The sequence below is a fragment of the Blastococcus deserti genome, assembly GCF_042682525.1.
GTDB lineage: Bacteria > Actinomycetota > Actinomycetes > Mycobacteriales > Geodermatophilaceae > Blastococcus_B > Blastococcus_B deserti.
Genome location: NZ_JBHUHP010000030.1, coordinates 438,794 through 452,623 on the forward strand (window position 1 = coordinate 438,794; position 13,830 = coordinate 452,623).

Genomic DNA, 13,830 nt, shown 5'->3' on the forward strand with positions numbered 1-13,830 from the left:
ACCGGCGCCGGGCCGGGGACACACCGTCGTCACGTCGATGTCGGCCCTACCCGCTGCACACGCGGCAACAACGTGATCAACCCTAGTCATCTGCGGCCATGCGGTGACATCGCCGGCGCGCCCGCCGGACTACAGTGGCTCGCGTTCCCATCCCCGGTTCGGAGTAGGCCCCCTCGTGCTTTCCGCCAGGCCTGCAGCGCCCTGCTGCCCGCGCGCCGCCGCGCACGAGGGCACCCGGTGACGGCGCTGTCCGAGCGCCGGACCGATCCCGCTCCCCGGCTCCCCGCCCAGCTGCGCGCCCGGGTCGGGGCCTACGTCGCGCTGACCAAGCCCCGCATCATCGAGCTCCTGCTGGTGACGACGGTGCCGGCCATGATGCTGGCCGCGCGCGGCTGGCCGTCGTGGCGGCTGCTGGTGGCCACGCTCGTCGGGGGCACGCTCGCCGCGGGGGCGGCCAACGTCTTCAACTGCTACTTCGACCGCGACATCGACCGGCTGATGCACCGGACGCAGAAGCGCCCACTGGTGACCGGGCAGGTCTCGCCGCGGGCGGCGCTGGTCTTCGGTGCGGTGCTCACCGTCACGTCGGTGGTCCTGCTCGCGCTGACGACCACGCCGCTGGCCGCGGCGCTGGCGGCGGGGGCGATCTTCTACTACGCCGTCCTGTACACGATGGTGTTCAAGCGGCACACCCGGCGCAGCACCGAGTTCGGCGGGGTGCCCGGGGCGGCACCCGTGCTGATCGGCTGGGCCGCCGTCACCGGCTCCCTCGACTGGCCCGCCGTCGTCGTCTTCGGGATCGTCTTCTGCTGGCAGATGCCGCACTTCTGGGCGCTGGCCATGCGGTTCAAGGCCGACTACGCCCGTGCGCACGTGCCGATGCTGCCGGTCGTGACGACCGAGCGATCGGTCGGCCGGCAGACCGTCGCCTGGGCGTGGGTGACCGTGGCGGTCTCACTGCTGCTGTGGCCGGTCGCCGCCGGCTACGGCATCGGCCTGGGTTACACGATCCCCGCGGCGTTCCTCGGCGGCTGGTTCGTCCTGGAGTCGCACCGTCTCCTGGCGCGCATCAAGCGCGGTGGCGAGACCAAGCCGATGCAGCTGTTCCACGTCTCGATCTCGTACCTGGCGCTGCTGATGGTCGCGATCGTCGTTGACGCCATCGTCTGAGCGGCGTGCGCCGCGAGCTGGCCGATGCGCCCACGGGCGGCTCCTCCCCGGCACGAGTCAGCGTGGTCGCGCCGACGGTGTGCGGGGATGCGCGCATCGAGGCCCCGGATCGCGCATCGGCGCACGCTGACGACCCGACTCAACGGGTGGCGGTCGCTGCTCCAGACGTCGCGCTGAGCGGCAGCTCCGACGCCGGGCCGCGGACCGACCAGACCAGCCGCGCCGTGTAGGCGGTGATCAGCACCGCACCCAGCATGTGGAGCAGCACGAGCGCGATCGGCAGGTCGGTGAAGTACTGCACGTAGCCAACCACCCCCTGCGCGAGCTGCACGACCAGCAGGTCGCGGGCGGCCCGGCGGACCCGGGCGGGGGAGTCGGTCGCGTGGAGCGCGACCAGCAACGCCACGGTCAGCCCGAGGAGCAGGAAGACGACGTCGGCGTGCAGCTGGCTGACCAGCTCGGGATCGAAGCCCATGCGGACCGGCGCGGCGTCGGGGTCGTCGGGCACGTCGCCGCTGTGCGGACCGCTGCCCGTGACGACGGTGCCGAGCACGAGCACGAGGGCGGTGACGGCAGCGATGCCGCCGACCAGCAGGACGAAGGGGCGGCGCAGCAGCGGCTGGCCGACCCCGGGCTCGCGCGAGCGCAGCCACAGCGTCGTCGCGAACGCGACGAGGACCGCCGACACCAGGAAGTGCGCGGCCACCGTCCAGGGGTTGAGTCCCGTCAGCACCGTGACGCCGCCGAGCAGGGCCTGCGCCGGGATGCCCAGGAACGTGAGGACGGCGAGGGCGCGCAGGTCCCGCCGGGGGGAGCGCCAGACGACGACGACCGTCGCGATCGCGGCCGCCGTGAGCACGAAGGTGAGCAGCCGGTTGCCGAACTCGATCGCGCCGTGGCCGGCCAGCTCGGGCGTCGCGACGAAGCTCTCGTCCGTGCATCGCGGCCACGTCGGGCAGCCGAGCCCGGACCCGGTGAGCCGCACCAGCCCGCCGGTCACCACGATCAGCCCGTTGGCCACCGCGTTGATCAGCGCGACGCGGGAGACGGTCGAGGGGGAGAAGGACGTGGGCAGGACCGGCACGTCACCGATGCTAGTTGCAGGACCCCGCTGCCCCCCGCGCCTCGCGGGCTCGCCGCGGGGCCCTGCAACGGGGCTGTTCCAGCACCTCACCAGGCCCGCGGCGGCCCCCGCAGCGGGCCGGCGCGTGAGCCTGCTCACCGACGGTGCTCCAGGAGCTCCGTTCTTAGGTCCACCTTCCTTGCGAGGTCGCCGAAATAGGACACACTCGTGTTGTGGAAACCGTCGCGGCACACCCTCGTTCGTCGGCACCGGCCGACGACGGGCGTACCCGTGACCGCGTCAGCGCCCTGCTCCTGGAGCACGGGCCGCAGACCGCGACCGAGCTCGCGGGGCGGCTGGGCATCTCGCCGGCCGCCGTCCGCCGGCACCTGGACTCCCTGGTGGCCGCCGGCCGGCTGGAGGAGCGGCTGACCCGGGACGCCCACCGCGGCCGCGGCCGCCCGGCCCGGCGCTTCCACCTCACCGACGCCGGTCGCGCCACCTTCCCGCACGCCTACGACGACCTGGCCCTGACCGCGCTCCGGTACGTCGCCGCCTCCGGTGGCGCCGACGCCGTCCGCGCCGTGGCCGAGCAGCAGCTGGCCGGTCTGGAGGCGCGTGCCTCCAGCGCCGTGGACGCGGCGGTCAGCGGCAGCGGGGGAGCGCCGGTCGACCGGGCCCAGGCGCTCGCAGCGGCCCTCACGGCCGAGGGCTACGCTGCCTCGGCCTCGGCGATCTCCGGCGGGGGGCAGCTCTGCCAGCACCACTGCCCGGTGGCGCACGTGGCGGCGGAGTTCCCCCAGCTGTGCGAGGCGGAGACCGCGGTGATCGGCCGGCTCGTGGGCACCCACGTCCAGCGGCTGGCCACGATCGCCCACGGCGACGGGATCTGCACCACACACATCCCCGGGCCGGTACGTCCGGGGAACAGAACGGCCCCCGAACGCCCTGTACACGGTGAGCGAGCAGCGCCCCCTCGCGAGCGCTCCGCGTCGTCCACCACCAGCACGGCACCCACCAGCAACGCCCCCGCGAACGACCGGGAGAGGACGCCCGCATGACCAGCACCCAGCAGCCGGTGACCAGCACGCCGCTGACGCAGGACGAGCAGATCGAGCAGCTCGGCCGCTACGAGTACGGCTGGGCTGACGCCGACGTCGCCGGGGCGTCGGCGCGCCGCGGGCTGGACGAAGACGTCGTCCGCGACATCTCCGCGCGCAAGAACGAGCCCGAGTGGATGCTCGAGCGGCGGCTCAAGGCGCTGAAGCTGTTCGACCGGAAGCCCATGCCCGACTGGGGCTCGGACCTCTCCGGCATCGACTTCCAGAACATCAAGTACTTCGTGCGCTCCACCGAGGCCCAGGCGACCTCGTGGGAGGAGCTGCCCGAGGACATCAAGAACACCTACGACAAGCTGGGCATCCCCGAGGCGGAGAAGCAGCGGCTGGTCGCCGGCGTCGCCGCCCAGTACGAGTCCGAGGTCGTCTACCACAAGATCCGTGAGGACCTCGAGGAGCAGGGCGTCATCTTCCTCGACACCGACACGGCGCTCAAGGAGCACGAGGACATCTTCCGGGAGTACTTCGGCTCGGTGATCCCCTCCGGCGACAACAAGTTCGCCGCGCTGAACACCGCCGTCTGGTCGGGCGGCTCGTTCATCTACGTCCCCAAGGGCGTGCACGTCGAGATCCCGCTGCAGGCCTACTTCCGGATCAACACCGAGAACATGGGCCAGTTCGAGCGGACGCTGATCATCGTCGACGAGGGCGCCTACGTGCACTACGTCGAGGGCTGCACCGCGCCGATCTACAAGTCGGACTCGCTGCACTCCGCGGTCGTCGAGATCATCGTCAAGAAGAACGCGCGTTGCCGGTACACGACCATCCAGAACTGGTCGAACAACGTCTACAACCTGGTCACCAAGCGAGCCGTGGCCCACGAGGGCGCGACCATGGAGTGGGTCGACGGCAACCTCGGCTCCAAGGTCACGATGAAGTACCCGGCCGTCTGGATGACCGGCGAGCACGCCAAGGGCGAGGTGCTCTCGATCGCCTTCGCCGGCGAGGGCCAGCACCAGGACGCCGGCGCCAAGATGGTGCACGCCGCGCCGCACACCTCCTCGACGATCGTGTCGAAGTCGGTGGCCCGCGGCGGCGGCCGGACGTCGTACCGCGGCCTGGTGCAGATCGACGAGGGCGCCTACGGCTCCAAGTCGACGGTGAAGTGCGACGCCCTGCTCGTCGACACGATCAGCCGCTCGGACACCTACCCCTACGTCGACGTCCGCGAGGACGACGTGGCCATGGGCCACGAGGCCACGGTCTCCCGGGTCAGCGACGACCAGCTGTTCTACCTGATGAGCCGCGGCCTCTCCGAGGACGAGGCCATGGCCATGGTGGTGCGCGGGTTCGTCGAGCCGATCGCCCGCGAGCTGCCTATGGAGTACGCCCTCGAGCTCAACCGGCTCATCGAGCTGCAGATGGAAGGTGCCGTCGGCTGATGCCGTCCGACCACACGAACGCCACGGGCCTGACCACGGAGTCGTCCACGCTCGCCGGCGAGATCTTCGCCGACGGCGTGGGCGCCCAGGCGGGCCCGCCCACCACCCCGGCCGCCGGCACCGGCACCGCCGGTCAGGCCACCCCCGGTGCGCACTCGCACGGCGGTCCGGCGCCGACCGGCTCGCCCGCCGAGCGGTTCACCTCCACCGACCCCGACGCGTTCGGCGTGCCCACCGGCCGGGAGGAGACCTGGCGGTTCACGCCCATGAAGCGGATCCGTCCGCTGCTGGACGGCGCCCCCTCCGACGCCCACCTGACCTGGACCACCGACCTGCCCGAGGGCGTCGAGCTGACCAGCGTCGAGGCCGACGACCCGCTGCTCAAGGGCCTGCCCGAGCCGGCCGACCGGCTGGCCGCGCTCGCCCGGCAGCGCAGCGGCGGCGCTGCGGTGGTGCGGGTCGCCAAGGAGGCGGTTCTCGACCGCCCGGTCACCCTCGGCCTGGCGGGCGCCGGCTCGGACAGCCCTGATGACGCAGTCGTGTGGGGCCAGCTCGTCATCGAGGTCGGTGCCTTCGCGCAGGCCACCGTCGTGCTCGACCACAGCGGACTCGCCCGCTACGCCGCCGGTGTCGCGGTGCTCGTGGGCGACGGCGCGCAGGTCACGCTCGTCTCCGTGCAGGACTGGGCGCCCGGTGCGGTGCACGGGGGACAGTTCGACGCCGTCGTCGGCCGGGACGCGACCTTCAAGCAGGTCGTGGTCACCCTCGGCGGCGACCTCGTCCGGCTGGTCAGCAACGTCCAGTACGCGGGCCCCGGCGGCAGCGCGGAGCTCTTCGGCGTCTACTTCGCCGACGAGACCCAGCACCAGGAGCACCGGCTCTGGGTCGACCACGCCGTCCCGAACTGCCGCAGCAACGTGCTCTACAAGGGTGCGCTGCAGGGCGAGAACGCCCGCACGGTCTGGATCGGCGACGTCCGCATCCGCCCGGCCGCCACCGGCACCGAGACCTACGAGCTGAACCGGAACCTCGTCCTCACCGACGGCGCCCGCGCCGACTCGGTGCCCAACCTGGAGATCGAGACCGGCGAGATCGTCGGCGCCGGCCACGCCAGCGCCACCGGCCGGTTCGACGACGAGCAGCTGTTCTACCTCTGCTCCCGCGGCATCGACGCGGAGACGGCCCGCCGCCTGGTGGTGCGCGGCTTCTTCGCCGACGTCGTCCAGCTCATCGGCATCGACGCCCTGCAGGACCGGCTGATGGCCTCCATCGAGACCCGGCTCGGCGCACTCCCGGGCCTGGACGAGCAGCCGGTGGAGCAGTCGGCATGAGCTTCGAGCGGGTCTGCTCGCTGAACGACATCCCCGAGCCCGGTTCCCTGCGGGTCGAGCTGGACGACGTCGACATCGCCGTCGTCCGGTTCGAGGGCGGCGTCTACGCGATCGAGGACCTCTGCTCGCACGCCGAGGTCCCGCTGTCCGAGGGCGACGTCGAGGAGTTCCACGGCGCCCCGACCATCGAGTGCTGGCTGCACGGGTCGTGCTTCGACCTGCGCACCGGCGAGCCCACCAACCTGCCGGCCACCGAGCCGGTGTCCGTCTACCCGGTCCGCGTGGAGGGGGAGGACGTGTACGTCGACGTGTCGGTCGACGACAGCCTCCCCGCCATGCGTGCGGCCAACTGAGCCAGCAACTGAGGAGCGAAGTGTCCGTTCTCGAGATCCGCGACCTGCACGTCAGCGTGGGGGAGGGTGACGACGCCAAGGAGATCCTGCGCGGCGTCGACCTGACCGTCCGCTCGGGCGAGACCCACGCGATCATGGGGCCGAACGGGTCGGGCAAGTCGACCCTGGCCTACTCGATCGCCGGCCACCCGAAGTACACGATCACCGGCGGCACGGTGACCCTCGACGGCGAGGACGTCCTCGCCATGACCGTCGACGAGCGCGCCCGCGCCGGCCTGTTCCTCGCCATGCAGTACCCGGTCGAGGTCCCCGGCGTCTCGGTGTCGAACTTCCTGCGCACCGCGGCCACCGCGGTCAAGGGCGAGGCGCCGAAGCTGCGCACCTGGGTCAAGGACGTCAAGACCGAGATGGCCGGCCTGGAGATGGACCCCGCGTTCGCCGAGCGCAACGTGAACGAGGGCTTCTCCGGCGGTGAGAAGAAGCGCCACGAGATCCTGCAGATGCGGCTGCTGAAGCCGCGCATCGCGATCCTCGACGAGACCGACTCCGGGCTCGACGTCGACGCGCTGCGCGTGGTGTCCGAGGGCGTCAACAAGAGCCGCGAGGACAGCGACGTGGGCGTCTTGCTGATCACGCACTACACGCGGATCCTGCGCTACATCAGGCCGGACTTCGTGCACGTGTTCGTCAACGGCCGGATCGCCGAGGAGGGCGGCCCGGAGCTGGCGGAGAAGCTGGAGGACGAGGGCTACGCCGCCTACGTCAAGGACTCCAACGAGCAGGCGAGCGCCGAGAAGGCCGCCCTGGAGGTTTCACAGGCATGACCCAGACCGTCTCGCGTCCCGAAGGGGCGCAGAAGGCGCCCCTGCCTCTGGACGTCGAGGCGATCCGGGCCGACTTCCCGATCCTGTCCCGCACCGTGCGGGACGGGAAGCGGCTGGTCTACCTCGACTCCGGGGCCACGTCGCATAAGCCGCGCAGCGTCCTGGACGCCGAGCGCTGGTTCTACGAGAACGTCAACGCCGCGCCGCACCGGGGAGCCCACCAGCTCGCCGAGGAGGCGACCGGCGCCTACGAGGAGGCGCGGCGGAAGATCGGCGCCTTCATCGGCGCGCCGGCCCAGGAGATCGTCTTCACCCGCAACACCACCGAGGCGATCAACCTGGTGGCGTACGCGCTGTCGAACGCGGCCACCGCCAAGGAGCCGGAGTTCCGCACCTACGCCGTGGGTCAGGGGGACGAGATCGTCGTCACCGAGATGGAGCACCACGCCGATCTCGTGCCGTGGCAGCAGCTGTGCGAGCGCACCGGGGCGACCCTGCGCTGGCTCGGGCTCACCGACGACGGCCGGCTCGACCTCTCCGACCTCGACACGGTCGTCAACGAGCGCACGAAGCTGGTCGCGGTCACCCAGCAGTCGAACATCCTCGGCACGATCAACCCGATCGCGCCGATCGTCGAGCGGGCGCACCAGGTCGGCGCGCTCGTACTGGTCGACGGCGCGCAGTCGGTGCCGCACCAGCCCGTCGACGTGACCGCGCTGGGCGCGGACTTCCTGGTGTTCTCCGGGCACAAGATGCTCGGGCCCACCGGCATCGGCGTCCTGTGGGGCCGGTACGAGGTCCTCGACGAGCTGCCGCCGTTCCTGACCGGCGGCTCGATGATCGAGGTCGTCCGCATGGAGGCCAGCACCTTCGCCGCGCCGCCGCAGCGGTTCGAGGCCGGCGTGCCGATGACCGCGCAGGCCATCGGCCTGGCCGCCGCGGTCGACTACCTGCAGGCACTCGGCATGGACAAGGTCGAGGAGCACGAGAAGGCGCTGACCGCCTACGCGCTGGAGAAGCTCGCCGAGATCCCCGGGGTCACGGTGATCGGCCCGCCGGACACTGTCGCCCGCGGCGGAGCGGTGTCCTTCACGGTCGAGGACATCCACCCGCACGACGTCGGTCAGGTCCTCGACGACCTGGGGATCGCCGTCCGCGTGGGGCACCACTGCGCCTGGCCCGTGGTCCGCCGCTACGGCGTGCCGGCGACCACGCGGGCGACGTTCTACGTGCACACCGGGTACGACGACATCGACGCACTGGCGGACGGAATTCGCGCGGCCCAGAAGTTCTTCGGAACGGTGTGAGGTCGATCCGCTGATGCAGCTCGAGTCGATGTACCAGGAGATCATCCTGGACCACTACAAGAACCCCCACGGGCGTGGGCTGCGGGAGCCGTTCGACGCCGAGGTGCACCACGTCAACCCCACCTGCGGCGACGAGGTGACCCTGCGGCTGAAGGTCGACGGCGACACGATCGCCGACGTCTCGTACGAGGGCATGGGCTGCTCGATCAGCCAGGCCTCGGTGTCGGCGATGTACGACCTCGTGGTCGGCAGGACCGTGCCGCAGGCGCTGGAGACCGGCGAGCACTTCATGACCCTGATGCAGGCGAAGGGCGACCCGAGCGTCGCCGAGAAGCTCGAGGACGAGCTGGAGGACGCCGTGGCGTTCGCCGGCGTGTCCAAGTACCCGGCCCGCATCAAATGCGCGCTGATGAGCTGGATGGCGCTCAAGGACGCCAGCGCCCGAGCCCTGTCGGCCGCCCACCCCACCGCCCCGGCTGGAGGCACCAACTGATGAGCGAAACCACGGAGAACGTGACCGCCGACGAGACCCCGGCCGAGCTGCCTGCCTACAAGTCGGCGCTGCTGGAGGACGTCGAGGAGGCCATGCGCGACGTCGTCGACCCCGAACTCGGCGTCAACGTCGTCGACCTCGGCCTCGTCTACGGCATCGACGTCGACGACAACAACGTCGCGATCCTGGACATGACGCTGACCTCGGCGGCCTGCCCGCTGACCGACGTCATCGAGGACCAGACGCGGCAGGCCCTGACCGGCGGTCCCGGGCCCGGCCTGGTCGACGACATCCGGATCAACTGGGTCTGGATGCCCCCGTGGGGGCCGGACAAGATCACCGACGACGGGCGCGAGCAGCTGCGCGCGCTCGGCTTCCGCGTCTGAGAACACCCTCGTGCCCCACCGCTCGCGAGCTCGCGGTGGGGCCTGCAGGGGCCGCCGATCCAGCACCGCGCGCCGGCGGGGCTCGTAGCCCCGGCCGACGCATCGGTCACCGTGCTGCCCGCGCCTCCCGGGGCGCGGGCAGTCGTCGTCGGTAGAGGGTCCCCGTCGCTGCGCTGACCCGGGCGGCCAGGTGCGGCCGGGCTCGCTCGCACCGGCCTGCTCGCCGAGGTCCGGAGGACGTCGTCATGGGGGCGCTCCGTCCACCGGCCGAGGCCGCTGCGTGCGTCAGCGCAGCTGGGCCAGCCGGAGCCGGAAGCCGGCCACCGGCCGCCACTCGCGGAGCGTGCCCAGCGCCAGCAGCCCGGCGCCCACCAGCAGCGCCGCCGTCAGCGGCCACGGCAGCGCCGGCACGGCGAGTCCCAGCACCAGGACGACCGCGGTGCCGGCGCCCACGACGAGCGGCGCCAGCACCCCCTTCGTGCTGCCGGCCACGAGTGCCACCACGGCGAGGGACAGCACCCAGACCGATCGCCAGCCGTCGGGCTCGACCACCCCCCACACGGTGGAGGGGGCCAGCGCGACGAGGAGCCCGGGTCCCCAGGACGGCCACGAGCGGTCGCGGACCAGGTGCGGCCCGGCGGCAACCAGCAGGCCCACGGCGAGAGGAAGCGTCCAGCCCTCCAGGAGGCGCAGGTCGACCAGCGCGACCCCGGTCCAGCCGGCGACCACCAGATGGGCGGCGCCGACCCGCCAGCCTCGCGAGATCTCCTCCGCGACGGGATCGTGCGGAGCAGCCACCACGTCGGCGCCGGTGCGTCGCCGGGTGCGCACCGCCCAGGCCAGCGTGGCCAGCCCCTGGACGAGGAGGACGACGAGCAGGCCTCCGCGGTCCCCGGCCACGGCCGGCAGCAGGACCGCGATGGCTCCGGTTCCGGCCGCGGCCCGCGCCGTCGGGCGCCGTACGTCCGCCTCGAGCCCCGAGCCCAGCGCCATGGCCGCCGCGTACACCGCCGCGAGCAGGATGCCGGCGCCCGGCGCCGTCGCCAGGTCCGCGGGCAGCGCCAGGAGCACCGAGCCGGACAGGCACCACACCGACACGGGCACCGTGACGTGGCGGGTCGAGCGCCGCAGCAGGGCGACTCCCGCCGGCGGGAGCGCGACGAGGAGCAGCAGCAGGCTGAGTGCGCCCCAGGCGCGGTCCTGCACGAGCTGGCCGACGCACAGCGCGGTCGTGGTGGTGCCGCCGGCGACCGCGGCGGGTAGCAGCAGGCCGCGTCGCCAGCCGGTCAGGAAGACGGCCGCCAGGCTGGCGACGGCCACGCCCGTCCAGCCGGCCGCCACCAGCGCGCCGGTGCCGTTGGGCGACAGGGCCCCGGTCACCGCCGCACCCGACACCACCCCGGCCACGACGGGCGCGAGTTCGCGGGGCCCCAGCAGGGGTTCCAGCTCGCGGCGCAGGCGCGCCGCCACGAGCCCGGCCCCGGCCGCCACCATCAGGACGGCGGCGAACCAGCGGCTACCCTGGCCGCCCGCCCAGGCGTCGGCCGAGCCGCTCACCACCCCGACCACCCACCACGGCGCCGTCGTCACCAGCACGACGCGGGCGACGAACCGGCGCGCGGACAGGGCGACGCCCAGTCCCACCAGCGCGACGCCGAGCTGCACCTCGGTGGCGACGCCGCCCGGCAGGACGTCGAGCAGCCGCAGCGTCCCCAGCTGGAGGGCGGCCCACGAGGCCAGCGGCCAGGTGACGGTGTCCGGGGCGACGACGTGGAGACCGAGGAACGCGCCCGCCAGCACCAGCGACGTCACCGGGTCCCCGGGCGTCGCCGGACCGTCCGCCAGCGCCGCCGCGAGCCCGAGCGTGGCTGCCGCTGCGGCCAGGGTCTCCGCCGAGCTGCGCAGCCGGACGCCCGATCCGCCGAGCGACAGGGCCGCCAGCGCACCGGCCGCCGTCAGCAGGAGCAGCTGGGCGAGGGCACCCGCATGGACCCGGGCCAGCGTCGCCGCGGCCGTGACCACCAGCACCGCGCCGACCACCAGCACCACCTGCGGCGGCCGCGCCCGGTAGGGCAGCGGTGGCACGGGCGTCGTCGTCCGGGCCGGACCCGCCATGACCACGCCCCTCCCGTTCCCCGACGCGTTCCTCACGGTAGGGGCAGGGCCGTCGTCCGGCAGCCGGTCAGCGCATCTGCGCCACCCAGGCCACGGCCTCCCGCGCCTGCTGGCGGCGCCGCTCGTACGTGGCGCCCACGACCAGCAGCAGCAGCCCCACGGTGCCCAGCGTCAGCCATCGGGGGAGGAGCAGCACGTCCGGTCCGAGGAGGCCGACGGCCACGAACGCGAGCGCCGCCGCCCCGACGAGGAACGGTGCCTGGCGGTGCGCCAGGGTCCCGACGACGGTGACGGCGCCCGCCGCGGCGACCAGGAGGACCAGGCGCAGGGCGGTCGGATCGGCCACCACCACCATCGCCGACGGCGCCAGACCCACGGCGAGGCCGGTGCCCTCCGCCGACCAGGACGGCGCACCGGCGCGCAGGCCGGGGAGCGCGAGCAGCAGCAGCCCGGCCGCCGCAGGCAGCGTGTACGCCTCCGGCGTGGTGACGTCGGCCCCGGCGAGGGCGATCCATGCGGCGACGACCAGGTCGGCCACCGCCAGGACGGCGACCGGCCGCCGGCCGGCGATCAGCGCGTACCCCGCCCCCGCGGCACCCACCACGGCCAGCTGCAGACCCACCTGACCCCACGCGCCCACGGTGCCGCTCGTGACCGCCGCGGCCAGCCCGGCGACCGCGGCGGCCCCGGCGGCGACCCGCTCCTCGGGACCTCCGGCCCGCAGCGTCGCGACCGCCAGGCCGAGGGCTGCGACCAGGGCCAGGAGCAGACCGGCCCGGGTGGCCTCGAGGAGGTCACCGCCGTGAGCCAGCCCGATCGACGCGGCGGCGGCCAGCAGCGCCGTGCCGGTGGCCCCTGATCGGAGGTCCTCCCTCCGGACGGCCGCCAGCAGGCTGGGCACGACGGCGGCCAGCGCGAGGACGGACAGGGCCGCCCAGCGCTCCTCCTCGGCGAGCAGCCCGGCGCCGACGAGGGTCAGGGTGGCGCCACCGGCCCAGGCGGCGACCTCGCCGGCCCGCCGTCCCACGAGCAGGACGGCGCCGGTGAGGACGGCGATCCCGAGCCCGGCCGCCACGACGGGGCCCTCGTCGCCCAGCCGCTCCAGGGACATCGCCAGCGACAGCGCGGCCACCATCGCGGCGGATGCCGCGACGGCGTCCGGCCGGGGGAGCAGCTCCGGCCGCAGCGACGCGCCAGCGACGGCGGCCGCGCCGGCCGCGGCGAGCATCGCGGTGGCGGTCCAGGACTCGGCCGGCGTCCCCAGACCGCTGAGCAGCAGCCCCGCGACGCCGCCGAGCGCGGCCTGCCCCGCGGCGAGCACCCGTGCGAGGATCCGCAGCCCGGAGCGGAGCCGCAGGACCAGCAGCAGGTCGGTGGTGGCCAGGGCGAGGGCGGCGGCCACGCCGGCCGGGCCGTCCACGGCGTCGGTCGGCAGCAGCAGGAAGGGCACCGGCTGGGCGGCGACGAGGGCCGCCAACGGCCACGTCGTGGTGCTGCGGGTGAGCCGGCCGAGCAGCAGTCCGGCCGCGACGACCACCGTGCAGGACACGGCCGTCCACGTGCGCAGGGGCACGTCCTCCAGCCGGAACAGGCCCAGCCATCGTGCGGCGGCCAGGTCGATCGCCAGGAGCGCGACACCCGCCGCGGCCAGGGCCTCCTCGGTCGCCCGCAGACCGCGCCGCGCCGACCAGCCCGAGGCCCCGCAGGCGACCGCGGTCACCACCGACATGACGCCGGCCTGGAAGCCCACGCCGAGGCGGGTCCAGGCGACCGCGACGAAGGCGACGGCGGCCGCCACCAGGAGCAGGGCGCCGAGGCCGAGGAGCACCTCCTGCGGGGTGAGCCGTCGGCGCGGGGTGGGAGGGAGCGGCGGCGGGGCGGGCGGTCGCCATCCGGTCGGTGGGGCAGGCGGTCGCCACCCGGCCGGTGGGGCGGGCGCCGGGACCGGCGCCTGGGGCGGCCGTCCGGGCGCCTCGCCGGTGACGGGCGTCCGGGCCGATGCCGCGGCGTGGAGCGTCTGCAGGAACGCGTCCCGCTCGGCGGCGAGGTCGCGCAGCGTGACGCCGATACGGGTCATCACCCGCGCCGCCTGGCCCACACCCGGGAGGCCGCAGGCCGGGCAGGCCGGGGGCGGCGGATCCTCCACGGGACGTCCGCAGACCGGGCACTGCAGGGCGGAGAACGTCGTCATGACGGAAGGTTCGCCGTGCGGGCCGGCTCCGCGGATCGGGGTTTTCCCCCGACGTGCCCCGTGGGGTGATCCGCCGCACCCCGGAAACCGGTCGGTC

General features: G+C 73.8%; 12 protein-coding genes. 9 read left to right on the forward strand and 3 right to left on the reverse strand.

Annotated elements, in window-relative coordinates:
• Positions 1–237: 237 nt before the first annotated feature.
• Complete coding sequence (locus tag ACFSHS_RS22025) at positions 238–1,170, forward strand: heme o synthase (RefSeq protein WP_376880911.1); 933 nt, start codon at positions 238–240, stop codon at positions 1,168–1,170.
• Between the two features lie 139 nt (positions 1,171–1,309).
• Here the strand turns inward: ACFSHS_RS22025 and ACFSHS_RS22030 are convergent, their stop codons facing one another.
• Positions 1,310–2,254: a COX15/CtaA family protein gene (locus ACFSHS_RS22030; RefSeq protein WP_376880913.1), complete on the reverse strand. Its 945-nt coding sequence runs from the start codon at positions 2,252–2,254 to the stop codon at positions 1,310–1,312.
• A gap of 212 nt (positions 2,255–2,466) precedes the next feature.
• On the opposite strand from ACFSHS_RS22030, the gene ACFSHS_RS22035 reads away from it, so the two are divergent.
• The 8 genes from ACFSHS_RS22035 to ACFSHS_RS22070 are packed head-to-tail and all read left to right on the forward strand — an operon-like array spanning position 2,467 to position 9,427.
• Complete coding sequence (locus tag ACFSHS_RS22035) at positions 2,467–3,294, forward strand: helix-turn-helix transcriptional regulator (protein WP_376880916.1); 828 nt, start codon at positions 2,467–2,469, stop codon at positions 3,292–3,294.
• On the forward strand, positions 3,291–4,733 hold the full coding sequence (gene sufB / locus ACFSHS_RS22040) for a Fe-S cluster assembly protein SufB (protein ID WP_376880918.1): 1,443 nt from the start codon (positions 3,291–3,293) through the stop codon (positions 4,731–4,733). The genes ACFSHS_RS22035 and sufB overlap by 4 nt, the downstream gene beginning before the upstream one ends.
• The gene (gene sufD, locus ACFSHS_RS22045) at positions 4,733–6,064 is read left to right on the forward strand and encodes a Fe-S cluster assembly protein SufD (RefSeq protein WP_376880921.1); all 1,332 of its coding nucleotides are present in this window, start codon (positions 4,733–4,735) and stop codon (positions 6,062–6,064) included. The genes sufB and sufD overlap by 1 nt, the downstream gene beginning before the upstream one ends.
• Positions 6,061–6,417: a non-heme iron oxygenase ferredoxin subunit gene (locus tag ACFSHS_RS22050; RefSeq protein WP_376880923.1), complete on the forward strand. Its 357-nt coding sequence runs from the start codon at positions 6,061–6,063 to the stop codon at positions 6,415–6,417. The genes sufD and ACFSHS_RS22050 overlap by 4 nt, the downstream gene beginning before the upstream one ends.
• Positions 6,418–6,437: 20 nt before the next feature.
• The gene (sufC, locus tag ACFSHS_RS22055) at positions 6,438–7,241 is read left to right on the forward strand and encodes a Fe-S cluster assembly ATPase SufC (protein WP_376880925.1); all 804 of its coding nucleotides are present in this window, start codon (positions 6,438–6,440) and stop codon (positions 7,239–7,241) included.
• Positions 7,238–8,548 (forward strand): cysteine desulfurase, encoded by a 1,311-nt coding sequence (locus ACFSHS_RS22060; protein ID WP_376880928.1) that lies wholly within the window; start codon positions 7,238–7,240, stop codon positions 8,546–8,548. The genes sufC and ACFSHS_RS22060 overlap by 4 nt, the downstream gene beginning before the upstream one ends.
• A 13-nt stretch (positions 8,549–8,561) precedes the next feature.
• Positions 8,562–9,041, forward strand: coding sequence for a Fe-S cluster assembly sulfur transfer protein SufU (gene sufU, locus ACFSHS_RS22065; RefSeq protein ID WP_376880930.1), 480 nt, complete (start codon positions 8,562–8,564; stop codon positions 9,039–9,041).
• Positions 9,041–9,427, forward strand: a complete 387-nt coding sequence (locus tag ACFSHS_RS22070; protein WP_376880933.1) for a metal-sulfur cluster assembly factor — start codon at positions 9,041–9,043, stop codon at positions 9,425–9,427. The genes sufU and ACFSHS_RS22070 overlap by 1 nt, the downstream gene beginning before the upstream one ends.
• Positions 9,428–9,712: 285 nt before the next feature.
• Here the strand turns inward: ACFSHS_RS22070 and ACFSHS_RS22075 are convergent, their stop codons facing one another.
• Both ACFSHS_RS22075 and ACFSHS_RS22080 read right to left on the reverse strand, forming a co-directional pair.
• The gene (locus ACFSHS_RS22075; protein ID WP_376880936.1) at positions 9,713–11,542 is read right to left on the reverse strand and encodes an SCO7613 C-terminal domain-containing membrane protein; all 1,830 of its coding nucleotides are present in this window, start codon (positions 11,540–11,542) and stop codon (positions 9,713–9,715) included.
• 67 nt (positions 11,543–11,609) lie between these two features.
• The gene (locus ACFSHS_RS22080) at positions 11,610–13,733 is read right to left on the reverse strand and encodes an SCO7613 C-terminal domain-containing membrane protein (protein ID WP_376880939.1); all 2,124 of its coding nucleotides are present in this window, start codon (positions 13,731–13,733) and stop codon (positions 11,610–11,612) included.
• Between the last annotated feature and the right edge of the window lie 97 nt (positions 13,734–13,830).